Here is a 21,668-nt window from a genome sequence, read left to right as displayed (position 1 = left end):
ATCGCTTTTTCTATGTACTGCAAATAGGAATATGAACATCATTAGTTTTCAATAAAACTGCCGGGCACTAAGCCCGGCAGTTTTGTTTATGCGAGAACGGTTTATCCTTATTATTTCGTACGCCCATAATGCTTTCCGTAAGAGAGAACTTTATAGTACAGGCTCCGATCCTTTAACGTTTTGAGCGGATAAATTTGCGGTCTGGTGTTCACCTCGAGAATCCATGGTCTGCCATTGGAATCCACAGCTACATCGAGTCCCAGTTCTTTGAAACCGCGATAATGGCGGTCAAAGTTTTTGCCAACAGCCACGCCAAGTCCCTTGAGCTCGGACTCCAGCTGCTGGGTGTAGGCCGAGGTGAAATTGGCGCCGCTCATCGTTTTGCGGAACGTTCCAATGGTGCCGCCTTGATTATAATTGGTTGCGACTTTGTTAGGGTTGCCGACTTTGGTGAATAAGGCGGTGCTCACCCAGGCTCCCTGCCTAGTCTTCTGGACCATCACCCGGATATCGAATGGCTTGCCATTGCTTTTGGCCAAACGAATTCCTTTTTGCAGCAGGTAGGGTCTGCTCCCGGCAAAGCGGTTCAGATCACGGTACAATTGAGATGAGCTGGAGTACGACGTTTTCTTGGTATTCAGCTGGCTTTGGTAGCCCCCGTCCGTTTTGCGGATTCGGATGATGTTTACACCGCCTGAACCATCCGTAGGTTTGAAGAAAACCGTGGTGTAGTCCGCCAGCATAGCGTTCAGGTTTTTTTTGCTGAACGGCAATGTGTGCGGTACGTATTGTCTGAAATAAGAATCTTCGTTTAACCATTTCGTTTTCTTCCATTTGCTTTTGATGGTACTGCTTTTATATTTCATAGTTAAGAGGCTCACCTCTCTCTTTTTTGTTCAGCATATGCCGAAAAAGTAGAGCAAGCCTCCACGTTGGCCTTGAACCAAGCTATGTGTTTGAAAAATTTTTTTTATCGAAAATAATAAGATGATAAATAAGACTGCTGCAACTAGATTGAACAGGGAAACATCATCTACTATAATCAAATAGATCTGATGAAAGAAGGAGAGAATTTCCAGATGCGAAGCCCACTCATTGCTTACTGTCTTTCCAAGAAAGCTGCAACCGAAGACTATCCGTTCGGACCGCTTCCAATCGTCATGAAAGTCGGTGGCAAAATGTTTGCCCTGATTACCACAACGGCAGGAGAGAAGGTCAGCCATATATCCCTGAAATGCGATCCGGTGATCGCAGAGAATTTGCGTCAGCAGCATGACGCGGTGCAGCCCGGATATCATCTCAACAAGAAACATTGGAATACGGTTGCCGTGGATGGTTCCTTAACGGAAGCGGACCTGCACGATATGATTGATCATTCCTATGATTTGGTGCTCAAGAGTTTACCGAAAGCTCAGCGCGTTGCAATCGCTCAGCGGCTGGTCTGAAGCCTGTTGAATGAATCATCGCCCTGTGGCAGAGTGGAGGCAGGAAAACATCCATTTGCCAGAGGGCGATGATTAGAGGATACCATTATACCTGTTCCAACCTCCGTAGGAAGGTTTCGTATCAGAATGGTCTCATTCCCAGCGTATCTACTTTCTCTCCCGTAATATCAACACCCATACGGTTTGTAATATCGCGGTAATGGCCGGCGCGCCGCTGCACCGGGCTGCCCTCGGTTTCACCGAGGTTGGCTTCCAGGCCGTTCAAGACCATTACGGTCGTACCGAAGCCGGGATCGCCAAGCCCTCTGAACTTCTCGAGCGGGGAAGGTTTCCATCTGCCAACTATGACGTCGTGGGCGGAAGGCTTCGGGTCTTGCGGCGTCATCCAGAACAGGATGGCGGTCATGTAGCCGATCTTACCGTCAGTGGCAACGATCTCCGGATGGTCCAGCAGCACGCTTTTGTCTCCATAGATGATGGAACTGAACAGGCCGTAGTTAAAGTTCCAGCTGAGCATGATCGGTCCCCGTCCATAATAGCGTTAGTCTGGTGTTCCGGGATACAGCTCAGCGCTGGCAGGATCGACGAAGGCGTCTTTATTAACGCCAGTCCGGCCGGCGATGTTCTCGTTCCAGAACAAACCCCAACGGAGCGGGCCTCCAGGTGCGGTAGCCCAGCCTCCGCCCGTCTCGTGGGACAGATTGGCGAGGAAGGCTGCCAGTTCGCGCTTACGGTCCTTCTTGAGCCCTTCCCTCAGGAAAGTGCCGCCATCAATGATAACGGTTTCAATCGTTTTGTTAAGGTTCTCAGCCGAATGGAAGTCAGCTGAACGCACAACGAGTGTTTCAACGCGGGCGTCCTTGTCTAATCGGTAAATCTCCTGTGCGGAAGGAGTTCCTTGCCGCGTGCTGATCTTGATCTTGAGATTGGAGACCTCCGCGACCGCGTTGATGAGATTATCGTATGAGAAATAGTCTGTCTGATCGGCTTTGTAGTATTCTTTGCCACTGGCGACTTTAAACCATTCCGCCGAACCCAGCCGGTAAGGGAACAACGCCTCGAAATCTTCCTCCGATAGCAGCGCTTTAACGGCTGCGATCGCATTCTCCGGTGTATAATCCGGATCGAGGCCGTCCCAGTTCTGGTCGATCTCCTTCCGGCTGATCAGCCTATGCTTCCCGATCGCCAGGGAACCGATTGGACTCTCCGTGATTTGTGCTGGAGCCGAGGTGCCGGATCTAGCGCCGGCTGCCGAATGAGTGGAAGATGCATCGGCTTGGGGCGCTTCATCGGCTGCAAAGGATAACGGATATTTCCACACGGTCATACACATTCTCCTCTGCATCATTGGGATTGGATTACACTGCCATCATATATACGGTATGTTAGTAAAAACATTATAATGTTATTATGTTTTTGATTCTATGATTCTATGATTCTATGATTCTATGATTCTATGATTCTATGATTCTATGAATCTATGATTCTAATGAAAGGATCCTTCACTTCATTTTGTTCTGTTCATTTGCGTAATTTCATATATATATTAGAGATTCATCATCTTATAGACAAAGAAGGGTTAACTGACATGAGTTTATTTGTTCGCGAAAAAGGGTTCTACAAAAGTTTTTTCTGGCTGACGCTTGTCATCGGGATGCAGAACCTGATATCGGTCGGCGTGAATTTGTCGGACAACGTCATGCTGGGAGGATACAGTGAATCGGCGCTATCGGGCGTTGCCCTCGCGAACCAGATCCAATTCCTGCTGCACATGCTGGTTTTGGGCGTATGCGAAGGATTGGTCATCATGTCATCCAGATTCTGGGGGGCGAAGGATTTAGGCTCCATCAAAAAAGCGGCAAGCATCGGCATGCGCATGGCGATCTTCCTCAGTATTGTGTTATGGATAATCGTGTTCTTTTTCCCGCATGAGGTATTGTCTTTGTTTACGAAGGAAGAGAATGTCATCGCCGCCGGCGTGGACTATTTACGAATCATCTGTTTTTCTTATATCTTCTTTGCCGTCACTAATTCCTTGCTGGCTTCACTGCGTAGCGTGGAAACGGTAAAAATCGGCTTTGTGGTATCGTTATCGACCTTGATAATCAACATCTGCCTGAACTATATCCTCATCTACGGGTATTTGGGTTTTCCTGAACTGGGCGTTGCCGGATCGGCTATCGCTACTCTGACGGCAAGAATCATTGAATGCGTGATTGTCATCGTTTATATTAAGCGGTTCGACCGTAAAATTTTGTTAAAAATGCAGGATTTCCTGCAGTTCGATATGGAACTCTTCAAACAGTACATTCGCGTAGGCTCCCCGATTCTGATGTCCAACACGATATGGGGGCTTGCCATGGCGGCACAAACCGCCATCCTGGGGCATATGGGAGAATCGGCGATCGCTGCCAACAGCATTGCCACAACGATTTTCCAGATGGTGACAGTCATCGTATACGCTTCGGCCAGCGCAACGGCTGTGCTGATTGGGAAGACCATCGGAGAAGGTTTGATGGACAAAATCATATCCTATGCCAAAACGCTGCAGATTCTGTATATCCTTCTTGGCTTGCTGACGGGCACCGTGCTGTTTGTGATTAAGGATTTCGTGCTGGGCTTCTACTCCATCTCCGATGAGGCGAAGACACTCGCGCTGCATTTCATGACGGTGTTGTCGATCACCGTCGTCGGAACGGCTTATCAAATGCCGGCATTGACGGGCATTGTGCGAAGCGGGGGAGACACCCGCTTTGTGCTCTACAATGATTTGATTTTTATGTGGCTGATCGTGCTACCATCATCGGCATTATGCGCGTTTGTGTTCCATTTATCACCGCTCGCCATATTCATTTGCTTGAAGTCCGATCAGATTCTGAAGTGTTTTGTGGCGATCGTGAAGGTCAACCGATTCAAATGGATACGATCCTTCAGCTCATGATGCGTAGACGATAGCCATAAGATAAGGAAATCCATAGAGTAAAAAAACCTCGGGAATGCGTATCCCGAGGTTCTTTTGTATGGTTATAAGTTCAATCCTCCAGCAGGTTTAATGACTGGGCTTTAACCAGAGCCTGCGTGCGGGTAGTCACGCCGAGCTTGCCATACAGTCTGGATAAATATACCCGGACCGTTCCTTCGGACAGGCCAAGTGCAGTGGCCATCTGTTTATTGGCGGCACCTTGCCAGATCAGATGCAGGAGATTCATTTCGTTCCGATTCAGCGGCTCCGGGAGAACAGACGGGGATAGCTTGGCGGATGAAAGGTCTGCTTGGGGATAATCCGGAAAATGCTCCAACAGGATGCATACATAGTCAAGCAGCTGATGCTGCTCCGGCTTTATGCCGACTTCTTGTCTTTGGTGGTTTGCATACAGCCTCAGCAGTTGGTACATCCCCTCTCCTTCGTCCAGGAAGGAACGGACATAACTGTTCAGTGCTCCTATACGCAAAGCGTCGCCAAGGAGAAGAAGCGACTGCTTTCGCTGACCACGCTGATATTCCAGCAGCGCTTGCAGGCCTGTGATTTCTATGATGCTGGATCGCTGCTGTTCGCGCTCAGCCTGGGGTTTCAATAGCTCCAGGAGGTGAAGCGCCTCGGCTTCCTTGCCCTGTTTGCCTAATAGGCGAACGAACGCCAGATATTCGATTTCCCGGCTGTAGGTTGGTTTGTCTTTGACGGAAATGGGGAGGCCGGCAGCTTCCTTCCGAGCTTCGGTTATACGCCCCTCCCTGATATAGAGTAAACATCGTATAGCCTTTAACGGAGCAAGCCATGAGCTTGCTTTCCTGGCCAGGACAGCGGTCCACGCTTCATCCAGAGCATAATGAGCCAGATGAAACTTGCCTTCCGCAGCGTACAGCTTGGCATCAGTTATGTGAAGCGGCACGAACAAACCCATGGTTTCCTTGGCGGGGGGCGCATTTCGAATCTGCACCAGCAGCTGACGGCATTCGGCAAGCCGGTTCCATTCGTAATACCCCTCGCACAAGGATGCCTTTACATATAAATTCATGAGCGAATGCTCCCATCCATGGGATTCCAGCACACCGGTGAATAGGTGCGCGATCCTCTCCGTATCGGCGGAAAGAGCTCCCTTCATGCCGAGAGGGGTACGCCTTACGTAAGGCTCACGTCGGTTGTAATCGAATTGGTAGTATATCGGATTGTCGGGCACCAGGTTGTCAAGGATGCCCTCACTGAAAGTGAACCATTTACCGAAGTCCCCGTTCAGAAAAACAAGATTGGAACGCACGAACAGGATGCTGCTTCGGAGCTGCTCCCGTCGATCCGATGCCGCGAGTGCGGCGCACGTTTCTTCAATCCGGGACAGCATGCGCTCCGACCGCTCCAGATCCCCTGCCAGAACGACGATAAAGGCATGTGCTAATGACATTTCAAGCGTAATCGAAAATTGGGATGGGATGCGGTCAAACCATTCAAGCAAGGTAGCAATTTCCCCCCGTTCAAGCACGGTTTGCATATGCTGCTCCAGCAAGTTCACGGCACTCTCCATATCCTGTGCTGCAAACATATGGTTAATGGCCTCATCCATTGAACCGATGGAAATGTAATATTGCCCGGCAAGCCGATGACGCTTTATATACTCCCCGTTATATTTACGTCGCAGGAGGTCCAGCAGAAACTGCGAGAACAGATGATGATAGCGAAAGCAGGTGTGATGATCATCCAGTGGAACCAGAAACAGATTCAGCTTCAGCAGCTCCTCCAGCATCGGGCGGCTCTCGCTGAGATCGGTTACAGCATCGCACACCTGAGGATGAAGCTCGGATAGGACTGCGGTCTGCAGGAGAAAAGTGAGCACCTTGGAAGGTAGCCTGCCTATCACCTCCTGAAACAGATATTTTGAGATTAGAAGTTGATTTCCCTTCATATCTTCGATGAATGGCTCCAGATCGTTGCCGGCTCGAAGGGAAAGCGAGGCAAGTTGGAGCCCGGTTATCCAGCCTTCCGTTTGATTAAGTAATGTATCCAGCTGTATCGGAGAAAGACGGGGCTGGCTGCTATCTGATTCATGACGGAAAAAGTGCTCCGTTTCATCGGAGGTGAATTCCAGCTGCTTCATGCCGATATGGTTGACCTCATGGTTAACCATCCCTTTCATCGTGGGGAATGGGAGCTCGGTTCGGGATGAGATGAATAGATGAATATGCTCAGGGAGGTAATCAATCAAGTAGGAAATTCCCTCATGGATTGCCTTATAGTGAATGCAGTGCAGGTCCTCGAGAATGAGATTGAGGGCTTCTTGCTCCTCATATAATTCACTGATCAGCGTGTCCAAAAAGGTTTCAATCGAGGCGCTTGGCAGCAGATGCGTATGGTTCATAAGCCGATCTCCTTGCTGTTGTGGAAGAACCGAAGCCAAGGCGGCTGTTACGTATCGCCAAAAGCGGACGGGATCGTTATCCCGTTCATCCAGTGACACCCAGGCGCATCGCTCGTTGGCTCCATGAACCCATTGGGCCAGCAGCGTCGATTTGCCGTATCCGGCAGGGGCAATAATGGCAGTCAGTTGTCCATTGTGACCTGCTGTCATCGCTTGAATAAGCCGATCCCGGTGAATGAGATGCTTTTTTAGCCCGGGTAGGCTTATTTTCGTTTTCAGGATGGGTGAATCGGTCAGTAATTTCATAGGTACCTCGCCATATACGAACGTTATTTTTACGAAATTTGAGTCAAGATAACTAGATTATATGAAAAAAATGATGAAAAGTTAACGTTTGTCAATCGTTTCCCTTCCATTTATTTGATAGCATCCTTGGTACCACGGTCCCGATCCGGATTGTGGTTTATAAGCGCTGATGAAATGAAGGAGGAGGAGATGATGATAAAGCGTTCAGGGAAAATCCTGCTGTGCATAGCTTTGTTGTTGATGCAGATGGATGGGGTATTCGGATACCGGCAAGCCTTCGCGGCCACCGCGGTTGCACCGAAGCTTGTTGCCGGTTACTATCATACCGTTTCGCTCGTAAGCAGCGGTGAGGTTTACTCTTGGGGGTATGGAGACAGGGGGCAACTGGGCGACGGCAGTTGGAATACCCGGATCGCTCCGGTCATGGCGAAGAATTTGAACCATGTCATTGACATACACTCCGGCGTCCGCAGCTCCATGGCGCTCCGACAGGACGGAACGGTATGGACCTGGGGGGCAAACGAGAACGGACAGTTAGGAATCGGTACGACAACGAATGTGAACGCTCCCGTGCAAGTTGCGGGTTTAAGCGGGATCAAGGCCATATCGGGCGGATTGGGCTATCACGGCATGGCGCTTACCGAGAACGGCAGCGTATGGACTTGGGGGAAAAATGACAACGGCGAGCTGGGCAATGGAACGAGAATACAACAAAACGCTCCGGTTCTGGTGAACGGTCTAAGCGATGTGACGGCGATTGCGGCTGGGGGATACTACAGTCTTGCACTGAAATCGAACGGTACCGTATGGGCCTGGGGCGTGAACGGAAGCGGGGAGCTTGGCGACGGGACGACAACGGACCGATACGTTCCGGTGCAGGTTGACGGGCTGACGGACGTCATTGCGATCGCTGCCGGGGGTTCCCACAGTTTGGCCGTTAAACAAGACGGCACCGTCTGGGCATGGGGAAAAAACACATACGGCATGCTTGGGGACGGCACGAGAACAAACCGAACGAAACCGGTGCAGGTTCGGAACCTGGAGCATATTGTTGCGATTGCAGGCGGAGGGTACCACAGCCTAGCAGTGGACCGGGCAGGAAATGTATGGAGCTGGGGGGATAACAGTCAGAAACAGCTCGGCCTGGGCTCGAATGTTTCCGCCCTAATTCCGGTCTCTGTGTCAGGGATCGAGCATGTTCGTGAAATTTCCGCCGGCGGCTTTCATAGCGTGGCCATGAAAAAGGATGGAAGCGTATGGGCATGGGGCTCTAACGCCGGAGGACAAATCGGGGATGGGACATACAATAATACGAGGGATATTCCGACACTGTCGAAGGCGGTGCTGGATACCACGTCCCCGGATACCGGCAGCGGGATTCTGAATCCGTACAGCATCACGGCCGACTCGGTTGGATTGGAGTGGCCTAAGGCCTCGGACAATATGACGGAGCAGCACGAGCTGCAATATCTGTTATATATATCCGGTCGCCCGAATGTCGGGGATGTCAGTCAAATGGAGAGGAACGGAATGCCGGTCGGAAGCTACGCGGCGGATCAAACCGGACTTGTGGTGAACGGACTTACGGAAGGTACGGATTATTATTTTAATGTCATTGCCAAAGATGCCGTCGGTAGGAAAAGCGCATACCGCATGCTGAAGGTGACAACCAATTGGCCGCAAATCTACTCGTTAACCTATGACGGCAATGGACATACCGCAGGGAATGTTCCGGTAAGCAGTGGTTTGTTTGCCAGAGGCGACGAAACGGTTGTGGCGGGCAATACGGGTCAACTGGGCAAGGATGGATATACCTTCGTCGGCTGGAATACGAAGGCCGACGGAAGCGGGATCGATTATCCAGCCGGCGGCAAGCTTACCTTCGGTACGCAGGATGTCACGCTGTATGCCAAATGGAGTAAGAACCCGGCATCGATTGAACTTACGGCGGTATCGTATACGCCGGCTCATCAGTCTGTAGGCGTGGAAAGTGATGCGACCCTGCAGATTGTCTTTAATGAAGACGTGATGGCTGTGTCCGGTAAGTCGATTACGATTAGGCAAGCTGCGGATCAGCGCGTTGTGGAGAGTTTCGATGCTGCCGATGCAGGTAAAGTAGCGATTCTCGGGAACGCGGTGACTCTAGATCCGTTGGCCGATTTCGACTATGGAAAGAGCTATTATGTTGAGATTGAGTCGGGGGCCTTTGCCGGTAACCATTCGGGCACCTATTTCTCCGGAATTCAAGGTGCTGATACCTGGAGCTTTACGGTCAGGGAACCTGCGGCCCCGGCGTATGACGCCACCTTGCAAGCATTGGCGCTGAATTCACCTGGAGGAGAAGTCGGTCTGAGCCCTGCATTCAATAGATATCACTATGATTATAAGGCACAGGTAGCCAACGAAAATGATCGCCTCACGGTGACTGCTCAGGTGTATGACGCCCGTGTTCAGGTAACGGTTAGCGTGTACGGGGAAGCCGGGGATTTGGAAGTGGGGCCGATCAATATCCTCTCCGGCCAGAAGAGCCCGGAATTGCCGGTTTCCGTCGGCAACCATGTCATCGAGGTCGTTGTGACGGCGCCCGATGGTCAGCACCTGAAATATAAAGCGATGGTCACAAGAGCATCGTCAACCGGAGGTGGAACGCCTGAAGAACCGGGAGGAGGTTCGTCTCCTGGAGGCACCGGCTCAAGCTCGGAATATGCTAATTCAGGTGCATCAGGCAGTGCCACGCCATCAGAGAATAAGTTGAATGTCAGAGTTACGCTAAACGATGAATCTCAGGAAGGGATGGTTACAGGCTTGTTCCATGAGACAGATGGACATACTGTCGTTTCGATGAAACTGGATACGGCAAAGCTGGAAGCACGTTTAAGGACCGTGGAATACAATCCGGTTATCGTCATTGCGCTTGCACAGCCTGCGGATCATGTCTCCCTGGAAATAAGCGGAGCTGCAATTAACCATCTTGATGCTAAGCAAGGCGCCATCGAAATCCGATCTGTTCTCGGTACATTCCGTGTTCCTGCTGCGGTGATGGCGTCATCGCGCTGGAAACAGTCGGGAAGTTTGGATCAGCCGATAGCAGCGGATCCAATGTTGGTGACTCTGACGATGGCGGCCAGCAATGCAGCTAAGGTAAAGGCCGTTCAGAAGGCGGCGCTGCAATCCGGCATAACCCTTGTCGGTTTGCCTGTCGATTTTGAGATTACAGCTAAGGTTCATGACCAATCCCTGCAATTGGATCCGTTTCAACAATATGTGGAGCACCGAATTTCTTGGCCACAGGGAATGTCTGGCCCAATGACCACAGCTGTTGGGTTGGATGAGAATGGAAATTTCTATCATATACCGACGCGAATAGAGATGAAGAAGGATGGAAGCAGCGAGGCTGTTTTGCACCGTCTCGCTGCTGGAACCGTAGCCTTCGTATATCATCAAGCGAGCGTTGCCGATGTTTCGTTTCATTGGTCCAAGGATGCCGTCAACGATCTTGCTTCGCGAATGATCCTGAATGGAAACGGATTTGTCGATGCCGTGGCAGGCACAAGTACGAATCAGTCCGCGGCGCTTCATTTCGCGCCAAATGCTCAAGTGAACCGTGCGGAGTTTGCCGCTATGATCGTGAGGGCACTCGGTTTGCCTGAGGCGAAGGGCGAAGTCCCTGCTTTTCAGGATGTCGGCGCAGGCGACTGGTATTCCGCCGTCGTTGCACAAGCTGGGCAGTATGAGCTTCTTCAGGGGTATGAGGACAGCCGTTTCCGGCCGGCTCAAGGCATCACGCGCCAAGAGGCGATGGCGGTCATGGGTAGAGTCATGGAGTTGGCAGGATTAACGACTGCAATGAATGAGATGGAATCAGCTGCTGTCCTTTCATCTTTCAAAGACCGTGAAGACCTGTCCCCTTGGGCCAGACCGGCTGCGGCTGCACTGGTGAAACTAGGAATTATCCATGGATCATATGAAGACCTTATGCCGCTGCAGGGGCTGTCCCGCGGCGAAGCAGCAGCCATGCTGCAGCGACTATTGAGAGCGGCAGAGCTGATCGATTGATCGCCAAACAAAGACTCCCTTAATGATGGGGGAAGGTTCGAGAAGCATCTCATATGTTGCTTGCTTCATCTAAATAGAACTCAAGTTTCAAAAGGATGCTATCAGGCATCCTTTTTTTTGCAGGTATGTTTGTAGGATACCGAGAAATTGAAAATAATGCGTTTTCATCCTGATCCTTGTCGAAAAGGTTTGATCAAATGTTGGCAAATTCCGAACATTATCGACATTTGGATAAGGTAATGTTCTGTGATATCCGCAGTTTTCCACCAAATTTTTGCTAAAAAACACATTAAACTACATAAAACGCTAAAATTTTTGTTTTGACATATGCTTGTCTATACCATAGGATAATAGTATAAAAAGTGCTCACTTAGGAGGATAAGGTCAGGAAATGAAAAAGACATGGTCAATTCTATTAACACTCGTATTATCCGTTGGATTGCTTGCAGGTTGCGGCAATAATGATAAGTCTACTGACAGTGGTGCAGCTAATGGCGGTTCTGAAGGATCTCAAGATAAGAAACGCATTGCACTTGTTCTCCCTGAGAAGATCGGCGTGAATCCTTTCTTTGCATTGATGGACGAAGGATTGCAGAAGGCTGCTGCCGATTTCAATGTCGAAGTGAAGACGATTGAATCGACAGACCCGGCTTCGATTGAGCAAAACCTGCGTACGGCGGTTGCCGAAAAATATGATTTGATTATTACATCCACCTTCCAGATGGAAGATGCACTGAAGAAGGTTGCACCGGAGAATCCGGACGTGCCTTTTGCCATTATCGATACGGTAGTGGATTTGCCGAATGTCCGCAGCGTCGTATTCCGCGAGCATGAAGCAGCTTACCTGCTTGGTGCAGCAGCTGGATTGGCTACGAAGACCAACAAGGTTGGCAACGTGGTTGCAGACGACATTCCTATTATGCATAAATATATGACCGGCTTTGCAGAAGGTGCAAAATCGGTAAACCCTAACGTTGAAATTTTCGTTAACTACGTCGGCGGTTTCACAGATCCGGCTAAAGCGAAGGAACTCGCACTCCTGCAGAACTCCAAAGGTGCCGATTTCGTTGCAGGCCTTTCCGCTGTTGGTGATTTGGGCGTATTCGAAGCCGCGAAAGAGAAAGGCTTCTACGCTTCAGGACAAGATACGGATAACACGGGCACGGATCCCGAGCACGTTGTGCTTGCTCAATTGAAAGGTACAGACGCTGTTGTCTACGAAACGGTTAAAGACTTTGCAGAAGACAAATACTCATTCGATATTCGTGATTACGGTCTGAAAGAAGGCGGCGTGGGTCTTACTTACGTAACCCATGAGAGCAAAACACCGCTTAACCCATTCATTGGACAAGACATCGTGGATCAGCTTAAGGTGATTTCCGAAGATATTATCGCCGGAAAGATTAAAGTAACCAACGCATTGGAACAAAATTAGTTCTCACCTGGACCGGCTGCACATGAGCAGTCGGTCTTTCATTCAGAAGCGAAAGGAAGGCATGACTCGATGCTACTCCAGATGGACAATATTACGAAAAAGTATGGCGAGTTCAGCGCAAACCGCGGCATTGATTTTTCGCTGCGCGCGGGTGAGGTTCATGCGATAGTCGGGGAGAATGGTGCAGGCAAAACGACGCTGATGCGGATATTGTACGGGATGGAGCAGCCAACCTCGGGTACGATTCGGCTGAATGGCAAGGAAGTTTCGTTTGCAAGCCCGCTTGACGCGATTCAAGGCGGAATCGGCATGGTGCACCAGCACTTCATGCTGTTTCCTACGTTTACGATCGCCGAGAATATCGTGATCGGCAATGAGCCGGGCTCAGGTGCAGGGTTTGACCGCAAGCAAGCCGTGAAGATCGTGGAAGGACTCTGCGAAAAATACGGCATGAAAGTGGACCCACGCGCCACCGTAAGCAGCAGTGCCCCCGGCGTGCAGCAGCGGGTTGAAATACTGAAGGTGCTGTATCAGGGCGCCGAGATCATTATATTGGATGAGCCAACAGGCGTGCTGACGCCGCTTGAGGTTCAGGAGCTTCTGGATGCCATTAAACAGCTCTCCAAACAGGGAAAGAGCTTTATTCTGATCAGTCATAAGCTGAACGAGGTCCTTGATGTGGCCGATCGCATCACGGTGCTCCGTGACGGCGCCGTCACAGGGGTAGTGGAGAAGGGGAATACCGATGCCCATGAGCTTTCCCGTCTCATGGTCGGCCGTGAGCTCATGGAGCTGGATCGTAAGCCGGTCACGCCCGGCGAGAAGGTGCTGGAAGTATCGGATGTTTCAATCCGCGGTACGAAAGGAAAGCCGGTTCTGGACGGCGTCAATATGGACGTCCGTGCGGGTGAGGTTGTCGGGATTGCCGGTATTTCCGGCAACGGGCAGTCCGAACTGCTTCAGGTGATCTCCGGTCTGGCTCAGCCGGACAGCGGGCGAATCGCCGTTTCGGGCAAGGACGTAACCGGCATGTCGACAAGAGAAATACGGGAGCACGGATTAGCTCATATTCCCGAGGATCGGTATGTGTGGGGGGCGAATCGCATTGCAACCGTTATGGATACCGGGCTTATGGGTCACCATCGCCGCTTGCAGAAGGGCGGCTTCCTCAATCTGAAGGACATTCGTAAGCTGGTTTCCGGATGGATTCAGAAGTTCTCGATCAAGACGGGCTCCCTGGAGACCAGCACGCAGTATTTATCCGGCGGCAATCTGCAGAAGCTGATCGTCGCACGGGAACTGGAGCAGGGAACACCGTTCCTGATCGCAGCCGAACCGACGCGCGGCGTCGACATCGGGGCCATGGAGACGATTCATGGCGAGCTGCTCAAGCGGCGCGAAGAGGGCACGGGAATTTTGCTCGTATCGTCGGAATTAACGGAAATCTTGAAGCTGTCCGACCGCATTCTGGTTATGTTTGAAGGCCGGATCGCGGGCGAGCTGTCGGCGAAGGAAGCGACAGAGGAGAAATTGGGACTGCTGATGGCGGGAGGAACCTTGTAATGAATAAATGGACAAAATTTACGCTTCCGCTGCTCCAGCCGATCGCCGCCATCATTGTGGGGCTGCTCGCCGGTGCCATTGCCATCATGATTGCCGGCGGCGATATCCTGCAGACTTACGCGGAGATGTGGAAGGGTGCCTTCGGCGGCATGTATTTCTTCACGAATACGCTGTCCCGGGCGACCCCGATCATTCTGATCGGTCTGGGCGCGGCGTTTGCCTTCCGTGCAGGTTTCTTTAACCTTGGCGCGGAAGGTCAGATGGTGTTTGGCGCACTCGCTGCCGCATTGGTCGGATTGTACATGCCGGGTCCCGGCTGGCTGGTGTGCATCGTTGCGATTCTAGCCGGTGTTATCGCAGGTGGATTATGGTCGGTGATGGCCGGTTATTTTGATGCCCGGTTCCGGGTGAACCTGCTGATCTCCACGCTGCTGCTGAACTATGTGGCGGTATTGTTTGCAGGCTATCTGGTTGCCTATCCGCTGAAAGACCGTTCGGGCTCGGCTGCGATGGCTCAATCCGAAATGCTGGATAACAGCGTGTGGCTTCCAAAGCTGATTTCCGGCATGCCGCTGCATGTAGGCTTTGTGCTCGCTGTGCTGGCTGCGTTGATTATATTCGTTCTGCTGAAGCGCTCCGTGATTGGTTACGAGGTGCGGATGCTTGGCGGCAACCCGCTGTTTGCCCTGTTTGGGGGCGTTAAACGCGGTCCCATGATGCTTGGGGCCATGTTCTTCAGCGGCGGCTTGGCCGGACTTGGCGGCGCCGTTGAAATTCTGGGCTCCCAGTATCGTTATATCGATGGTGCATTATCTACGGCCGACTATGCCTGGACGGGCATTATGGCAGCATTGTTGGCAGGATCGCATCCGATCGGCACGCTGATTGCATCGATCTTTTTGGCCGCGCTGCAGACAGGCGGTATGGGCGTGGAACGGAATACGGAAGTGCCGCTTGAGGTAGGAGCGATCATCCAAGCCGTGCTGATTCTCTTTATCTCCGCCCGATTCACATACAGCTTCCTGAAGCGCAGAAAGGGGAACAAATCCGATGGAACAGCTGTTTGATCTTGCTTTAATCAACTCGGCCCTCCGCGTGCTCACTCCGATCTTGCTTGCGGCCCTCGGCGGTGCCCTGTGTTCGCGCGTCGGATTGTTCAATGTCGGTCTGGAAGGCTTTATGCTGCTCGGGGCTTTCTCTGCCGTGGTGGGGAACCACTTCTTCGGCAACGTCTTTTATGCGATATTGTTCGCGATTGCGATCGTTTCGATTTTTTCTTTTATATTTGCTTATCTCAGCATCAATCTGCAGGCGAACGTCATTGTGGTCGGTATCGCGATGAATGCGTTGGCGGCAGGATTGACCACGTTTAGTTTACGGGCTATTTTTGATGTAAAAGGTGCATTTTATGATAATACGATGGTCGGGCTGCCGAAATGGAACATTCCGATTATCGAGGATATTCCGGTGCTCGGTCCCATTCTGGCCGGCCTGACGCCGCTTGTCTATCTGTCGTTTTTGATTGCGGGCCTCATGTGGTATTATTTCTATCGCACGAAGAATGGCTTCCGGTTCTTGGCTGCCGGCGAAAATCCGCTCGCTGCCAAAAGCGTGGGCATCCGTGTAAGACGGTATCAGTATGGAGCCGTGCTGGCGAGCGGCGTGTTATGTGCGCTTGCCGGCGCGCAGCTGTCGCTTGGACAAGTGACGATGTTTACGGAAGGCATGACGGCCGGGCGCGGCTTTATCGCGCTCGTTGCCACGATGCTGGGCCAATCGGGTCCGCTTGGGGTAACGGCGGCAAGCCTGCTGTTTGGCTTTATGGATGCACTCAGCATCCGGTTCCAGGGGCTGGCGCTGCCAACGCATTTTACGCAGATGCTGCCTTATGTCGTGACGATTCTGGCGATGTTCTTCTTTAAGGACAAAAGCTTCCAGCAGGATGCGCTGAAGCAGGGATCCAGCTCCAGATAGGCGCGTACGCCGCGCCGCGCCGACCTGTGACTGAAGTCATCCAAACGATAAGGATGCAACAGCGATCAAGCGTAAAGGAGATGAATTTGGTGCACAAAAAGGCAGAACGATTGAAAAAAATGAAGCCGGTGGCGGTGAGCAACCTGACCGAGGAGCAGCGTGCCAAGCTGCCGCCGGGGCAGACGCTGACCGAGAAATTCCCCATTTTGCACGAGGGGGAGGTTCCTCATTACGACATGTCGGAGTGGACGCTCAAGGTGTTCGGGGAAGTCGAAGAGGAACGGACGTTTTCTTATGAAGATATATTGGCGATGCCAACGGTGACCGTGAACGCGGACATCCACTGCGTTACCCGCTGGTCCAAGTTCGATACGGTATGGGAGGGAATCCTGTTCCGGGATTTCCTGGCGGGGCTGAAGATCAAGCCGAATGCCAAATACGTCATGTTTCATGCCGATCCCGATTACGATACGAATGTACCCATCGAGGATCTGCTTAAGGACGATGTGCTGCTGGCCTATCGCTTTAACGGCGAGCCGCTGACGGACAAGCATGGCTGGCCGCTGCGTACGGTTGTGCCGCATCGCTATTTCTGGAAGAGCGCCAAATGGCTGCGCGGCATTGAATTTATGAAGGAAGACCGCCCGGGCTTCTGGGAACGCAACGGCTTCCATAATGAAGCAGACCCGTTCAAGGAAGAGCGGTTTAGCGGCGAGGCGCTGGATATACCCGAAGACGAATGGACACGTAAGGAGTTTGACTAATATGTTGATGCCTATTTTGCAAGTGAACTCGGAAGATATACCTGAATTTGTGATCGTCTGCGGCGATCCCAAGCGTGCGGAGACCATTTCCCGCAAGCTTACAAACGCGCGTGAGCTCGCGTTCAGCCGCGAGTACCGCACCTTCGTGGGAACGTATGAAGGCGTTGAACTCGCGGTAACCAGCCACGGGGTTGGATGTCCGGGAGCTGCAGTTTGTTTCGAGGAGCTGATCCGCGCGGGGGCGAAGACATTGATTCGCGTGGGCACGGCCGGGTCTTATCGGGCGGATACTCCCGCGGGAAGCCTTGTGGTCAGCACGGCTGCGATCCGCACGGATGGCCTGACGAAACAGCTCGTGCCGGACGGCTTTCCAGCGGTTGCAGACAGTCAGGTAGCGGAGGCACTGTACGAATCCGCGGTTTCAATTGGCGAAGGCGTGGTTCGCAAGGGGATTACTGTAACCCTGGACGTGTTCTTTAACGGCGTTGAAGAAGTACCGCACCAGAAGTATAAAGCAGCAGGAGCGCTCGGCGTCGAGATGGAAATTGCGGCGCTGTACGTCGTTGCGGCGATCCGCGGCGTTCGCGCAGGCGCGATTGTCGCCATGGACGGATTTGCCGACGCCGACCTCGCGGCCGAGTACGACCCGAACACGAATGTGGTTGCCGACGCGGTGGAACGCGAAATTAACACGGCCCTGCAGGCTGTGGTGAAGCTGGCGAAGCAGGGTTAGTGAGGGGTAAGAAAGCCGGGTTTCCTGAGCGTAAGCTGCAGGAGACCCGGCTTTTTATTTTGCGTGAGATGAATTCGGGGAGTATCAGAACTTGCAGCTGCAAATCCAGTCATACCCATCTTTACTGTTTGGACGGCTGGACCGTGAAGAAGGGAACCTTCTCAATACCCACAGCTCGAACATAAGTGAATAGTTGCCCTTTATGGTGGATTTCGTGGTCGACCATGTTGCTCAGCCACACTTTTCCTGGGGCAACAAACCCGTTAAAGTCCAGCGGCTGCTCCAGCAGGATGTCGGACAATTCATTAAAAACCGCTGTAGTCGATTCGGTCGAGGCTTGCACGATATTTCTAATGTCATCGATGTTTTCGAATTCGGTGGAAATAGAGGGTGGAGAGAACGAGCCTTTTACAATGGAGCGCAGGAACATGTCTGAGGACGCCGCAATATGAACTGCTAATGCGCCCAAGGTATAGGCGTTCTCCCACGGTTTATAGTCCAAATGCTCGCTCTGAACGTCCTGCAGCAGATGAAGCAAGACCGTACGGTGTTTATGCCATCGTTCGAATAGCTGTTGACCTTCATGACTCATGATTTGTCCTCCTTGATCGATCACAGAATAATTTTCTTGGATGATGCGGCTAATTTGCGGTTCATAAAACAGTTCGATAAGAAATAGCGGATTCCTTCCCTACGCGTTAAGCTGTAGCCAGATGTTGAATTTAATAATTTTGGAAAAAGCAGTTGCAAAAATAAAGCGTACCGTATATACTGTGTTTAATTAGTGATTGGTCAATCAATAATGGATCGAAATGAAAGAAAGGAGGGGAAGAAATGGCTAGAGCATCAACCTCTGCGAATCGGCGCAATGATATCGTGGCGGCAGCCATCGAAGTGTTTGCAGAAATTGGGTATTATCGCGCGACCACGGCTCAGGTTGCCGAACGGGCAGCGATATCACAGCCTTACGTCTATCGGTTCTTTACCAAGGAGTCGCTGCTTGTGGAATCGCTGGCTGTTTCCTGGGAGCGCATTGTGAAGGCATTCCAAGCGGTGATCGAATCCGCTTCTTCAGAGAATCTGGAGTTGGGTTTGATTCAGGCATACGAAGGGATTGTGCAATCGCATCGCAGCGAGATCCTGCTCCAGATGCAGGCGCAGACGATTCAGGAAGCGCCCATCCGCGAAGCCATGCAGCAGGGAATGAATGAGGTGAAGGATCTCGTGGAGAATGCCTTTGTGCGAGCGGGATTTGAGGATGCCGACAAGAAAACCTCCGATTTTCTGGCCCGGGGCATGCTGTGCAATGTAGCTATGGCGATGGATATGCCGAATATGATGCCCATAAGATAGAGCACGCCCAGGCGCGCTCTGACAGTGCCGCCCGCGTACCTCAAGGCTGGTGCGCGGTGGGATAAGGGCACTTTTTTATAAATTTTAGTAATTGATCAATCAATCATTAACTTGTAAATTGAGTGTAGATTAGCTTTAGGAGGTGATACGGTTGGCTAAACTTCATCTTAAATTCGTTGATGGCATATTCGTTGCAGTCACCCTGTTATGCGTGCTCAGCTGGTGGGATTAAGGACAGGGGACGTTAACGTCATTGTCAGGTTAACTACATGAAGGGAGCGAAATGATCATGAAGGAAAATATGGACTCCGTGTGGTTCTCAAAGTATTCGTTCATGTTCGGGGTTATAACGGTACTGCTGGTATTGTTCTCGATGTGGGATTAAATGGATGGAAGCACGCTGACCAAGGGGTTAGCGTGCTTTTTTGTGGCTTTCAATGCTGAGTTAATTAATGAAGGGGCTTAACCTTCGTATCGAGAGATGCTGTTTTTTTCTGTTTGAGCGTAACGAAAGCTACAAGGATGCCGATTAATGTTGTTACTGTATTCATAATGAAAGCGATCCGAATGGCTCCGTTCAAATCACCAGGATCCATTGATTCCATAGGCGCATTTGTACCCAAGCTTGACGAGATGATTGCCATGATGACAGCTAATCCCACGGCTCCTCCAATTTGCTGTCCGGTCGAGACGATCGAGGATGCAAGACCTTGCTCGTTCATATGGATATTTGAACTGCCGGCAATATACATTGTCGTAAATACGAACGCTTGACCTAGACCGATGATGACCATGCCCGGGATGATGCCCCACGCAGAGCCTGTTTCCGACAATCCGGTAAGGAGCATAAAACCGATAGCACCAAGGCCCATACCGCCGGCAATGGTACCGGCAACGCCAATGGTGGATATCATTTTGTTTATCAGCTTGGCACCGAGAAGAGCGCTTAAGGTCAGCGGCAAAAAACTGAGACCCGACTGGACGGCAGTATAGTGAAGAACCTCTTGGGTATACAGCGTTAAGAAGTAGTAGAGCGTTCCGAATGACGCGGAAAAAATGGTGGCGGTCAGAGCGGCACCGGTTAAACTGCGCAATCGAAACAGTCTAAAGGGAATCAAAGGCTCCCTCGTCCGGGTTTCGATAATAACAAACAAGATGAGCAGAACTATTCCTATGACCCCGGGGATGATCGTTCTGAAATTCAGCCAGCCATCTACCGGAGATTGAATCAGATAATAGACAATCAGCAGCATGCCTGCCGTTACAGACAGTGAGCCGGCCACATCAAAATGGCGTGAACGGGACGATGTTCTGCTCTCCTTCAGGGCGATCGGTGCAAGAATAAGGACAAGAACGGCAATCGGCACATTCACGAAGAACGTCGACTGCCAACCGATGTAACTCGTTAATAATCCGCCGAGAAGAAGTCCAAGCGATAAGCCGACTCCACCCATCGCAGCCCAGATTCCCATGGCACGATTGCGTTCTTGGCCTTCTTCAAAATTAGACATGATCAATGACAAGGTAGCGGGCGATAGAAGGGCGCCTCCAAGACCTTGAAGTCCCCTTGCAATAATTAACAGGGACTGGGAGTCAGCCAAGCTGCCAAGCAGAGAACCCAGGCCGAATAATCCCGTGGCAATCATAAACATTCGGCGTCTGCCGAGCAGATCGGATAATCTTCCCCCGATAAGGAGGAACCCCCCGTAGACCAATGAATAAGCGCTGACTACCCATTGCAGATGCAGGGCCGAGAAACCAAGTTCCGCTCCAAGGGACGGCAATGCAACAAATATAATGGTGTAATCCAGCGCAAGAATGAGCTGGGATACGGCTAACAGCACCAATGCTAATCTTTTATAGTTGTTTGGATTCATATCGAATGAACATCCTTTCATCATGTTTTTAGACTAAATAGTCTGAAATTTGCAAAAAAAATTAGGTGTTGAAAATACTCACTCCTAGATAAGTAAAAGGCATAACTACCACCTCCTTTCTAGACTGATTGGTCTGAAATATCTAAAAAATGATGAAGCGAAACCCAATCGCTTCATTATTTTTTTCATTCTTTATTAGGCATCCAGTGCAGACAGCGTGACTGCAGCGATATCGTCCAATACTGCCGGATTCGTTGAAAGCTTCGCGGCTTGCGTTAACGCATATCGCGCATGATATAAATATCTGGCAAGCGCCCGCAGGTCATGCTGCCGATCGGTTAATTCACCTTGCTGCCGGGCACGGACCAGAGCCGTGTAGAAGGCTTCTTCCAGTCGATCCGAATCCTGCCGGAACAATTGCGCAATCTCTGGATTGTGAGGAACCTGGTCAATGGCACTGTGCAGGATAAAGCATTCATTGCGGCGCTGCTCATCCTTAAGCACGGTGACGATCTCTTTAAAGATCGCGGCCACGGACTCCTTCACCGAACCGGGACGTTCCAGGATGGAGACGGCCGCCGCTGATTTCTCATTCACGTAGTGTTTCACAGCTAATATGAACAGATCCTTTTTCGTCCCGTAGGTGTCGTATAAACTTTGTCGTGCTATGCCTAACCCGTCAAGCAAATTTTGCAGCGATGTGCCCTCGTAACCGTAGTGGCCAAAAATCTCCATGGCCTTATGAAGAACAAGCGTTGTGTCGAACTCTTTGCTTCTTCCCATGGTCTTCATGACGCCCCCTTTAATTACACAT

The 21,668-nt window shown here is 51.2% G+C and carries 15 protein-coding genes and 1 pseudogene; 10 read left to right on the top strand and 6 right to left on the bottom strand.

Annotation, left to right across the window (positions count from 1 at the left end; all coding sequences use genetic code 11):
• Positions 1-110 precede the first annotated feature (110 nt).
• A complete protein-coding gene (locus M4D81_RS15125) occupies positions 111-866 on the bottom strand; it encodes a YheC/YheD family protein (protein WP_260067091.1) in 756 nt (251 codons plus the stop codon).
• Between the two features lie 213 nt (positions 867-1,079).
• Between M4D81_RS15125 and M4D81_RS15120 the strand changes: the two genes are divergently transcribed.
• Positions 1,080-1,445, top strand: a complete 366-nt coding sequence (locus tag M4D81_RS15120; RefSeq protein WP_071221273.1) for an MmcQ/YjbR family DNA-binding protein — start codon at positions 1,080-1,082, stop codon at positions 1,443-1,445.
• Positions 1,446-1,566: 121 nt separating this feature from the next.
• Here the strand turns inward: M4D81_RS15120 and M4D81_RS15115 are convergent.
• A pseudogene (locus M4D81_RS15115) lies at positions 1,567-2,772 on the bottom strand (chitinase).
• Between the two features lie 261 nt (positions 2,773-3,033).
• Here M4D81_RS15115 and M4D81_RS15110 point away from each other — a divergent pair.
• Entirely contained in the window at positions 3,034-4,386 is a 1,353-nt protein-coding gene (locus tag M4D81_RS15110) for an MATE family efflux transporter (RefSeq protein WP_071221271.1), read from the top strand.
• Positions 4,387-4,477: 91 nt separating this feature from the next.
• Here M4D81_RS15110 and M4D81_RS15105 read toward each other — a convergent pair whose 3' ends face one another.
• Positions 4,478-7,099 carry a winged helix-turn-helix domain-containing protein gene (locus M4D81_RS15105; protein WP_260067089.1) on the bottom strand — a complete coding sequence of 874 codons (2,622 nt, stop codon included), beginning with the start codon at positions 7,097-7,099 and terminating at the stop codon, positions 4,478-4,480.
• Positions 7,100-7,288: 189 nt separating this feature from the next.
• Here M4D81_RS15105 and M4D81_RS15100 point away from each other — a divergent pair, with 189 nt between their 5' ends.
• The 7 genes from M4D81_RS15100 to M4D81_RS15070 all read left to right on the top strand — a co-directional run bounded on the left by M4D81_RS15100 (position 7,289) and on the right by M4D81_RS15070 (position 17,624).
• Positions 7,289-11,155: an RCC1 domain-containing protein gene (locus M4D81_RS15100; protein ID WP_260067088.1), complete on the top strand. Its 3,867-nt coding sequence runs from the start codon at positions 7,289-7,291 to the stop codon at positions 11,153-11,155.
• 391 nt (positions 11,156-11,546) lie between these two features.
• Complete coding sequence (locus tag M4D81_RS15095; protein ID WP_260067086.1) at positions 11,547-12,590, top strand: BMP family lipoprotein; 1,044 nt, start codon at positions 11,547-11,549, stop codon at positions 12,588-12,590.
• A 69-nt stretch (positions 12,591-12,659) separates the two neighbouring features.
• The gene (locus M4D81_RS15090) at positions 12,660-14,153 is read left to right on the top strand and encodes an ABC transporter ATP-binding protein (RefSeq protein WP_260067085.1); all 1,494 of its coding nucleotides are present in this window, start codon (positions 12,660-12,662) and stop codon (positions 14,151-14,153) included.
• Positions 14,153-15,220, top strand: a complete 1,068-nt coding sequence (locus tag M4D81_RS15085; protein ID WP_071221266.1) for an ABC transporter permease — start codon at positions 14,153-14,155, stop codon at positions 15,218-15,220. The genes M4D81_RS15090 and M4D81_RS15085 overlap by 1 nt, the downstream gene beginning before the upstream one ends.
• Positions 15,204-16,127 carry an ABC transporter permease gene (locus M4D81_RS15080; RefSeq protein ID WP_113060298.1) on the top strand — a complete coding sequence of 308 codons (924 nt, stop codon included), beginning with the start codon at positions 15,204-15,206 and terminating at the stop codon, positions 16,125-16,127. Before M4D81_RS15085 ends, M4D81_RS15080 begins: the two co-directional genes overlap by 17 nt.
• 89 nt (positions 16,128-16,216) lie before the next feature.
• Complete coding sequence (locus M4D81_RS15075; protein WP_260067083.1) at positions 16,217-16,891, top strand: sulfite oxidase-like oxidoreductase; 675 nt, start codon at positions 16,217-16,219, stop codon at positions 16,889-16,891.
• 1 nt (position 16,892) lies between these two features.
• Positions 16,893-17,624, top strand: coding sequence for a nucleoside phosphorylase (locus M4D81_RS15070; RefSeq protein ID WP_071221263.1), 732 nt, complete (start codon positions 16,893-16,895; stop codon positions 17,622-17,624).
• Positions 17,625-17,745: 121 nt separating this feature from the next.
• Here M4D81_RS15070 and M4D81_RS15065 read toward each other — a convergent pair whose 3' ends face one another.
• Entirely contained in the window at positions 17,746-18,216 is a 471-nt protein-coding gene (locus M4D81_RS15065; protein ID WP_260067082.1) for a DinB family protein, read from the bottom strand.
• A 242-nt stretch (positions 18,217-18,458) separates the two neighbouring features.
• Here M4D81_RS15065 and M4D81_RS15060 point away from each other — a divergent pair, with 242 nt between their 5' ends.
• On the top strand, positions 18,459-18,977 hold the full coding sequence (locus tag M4D81_RS15060) for a TetR/AcrR family transcriptional regulator (RefSeq protein WP_071221261.1): 519 nt from the start codon (positions 18,459-18,461) through the stop codon (positions 18,975-18,977).
• A 449-nt stretch (positions 18,978-19,426) separates the two neighbouring features.
• On the opposite strand, the gene M4D81_RS15055 is transcribed toward M4D81_RS15060, so the two are convergent.
• Together M4D81_RS15055 and M4D81_RS15050 are read right to left on the bottom strand one after the other, a co-directional pair.
• Entirely contained in the window at positions 19,427-20,854 is a 1,428-nt protein-coding gene (locus M4D81_RS15055) for an MFS transporter (protein WP_260067081.1), read from the bottom strand.
• 195 nt (positions 20,855-21,049) lie between these two features.
• The gene (locus M4D81_RS15050) at positions 21,050-21,637 is read right to left on the bottom strand and encodes a TetR/AcrR family transcriptional regulator (RefSeq protein ID WP_260067137.1); all 588 of its coding nucleotides are present in this window, start codon (positions 21,635-21,637) and stop codon (positions 21,050-21,052) included.
• Positions 21,638-21,668: the final 31 nt, after the last annotated feature.

The sequence above is a fragment of the Paenibacillus sp. p3-SID867 genome (genome assembly GCF_025142895.1).
Lineage (GTDB): Bacteria > Bacillota > Bacilli > Paenibacillales > Paenibacillaceae > Paenibacillus_AQ.
The sequence above is the reverse complement of the archived record's forward strand: the minus strand, read 5'-3'. Positions and strand labels throughout refer to the sequence as shown.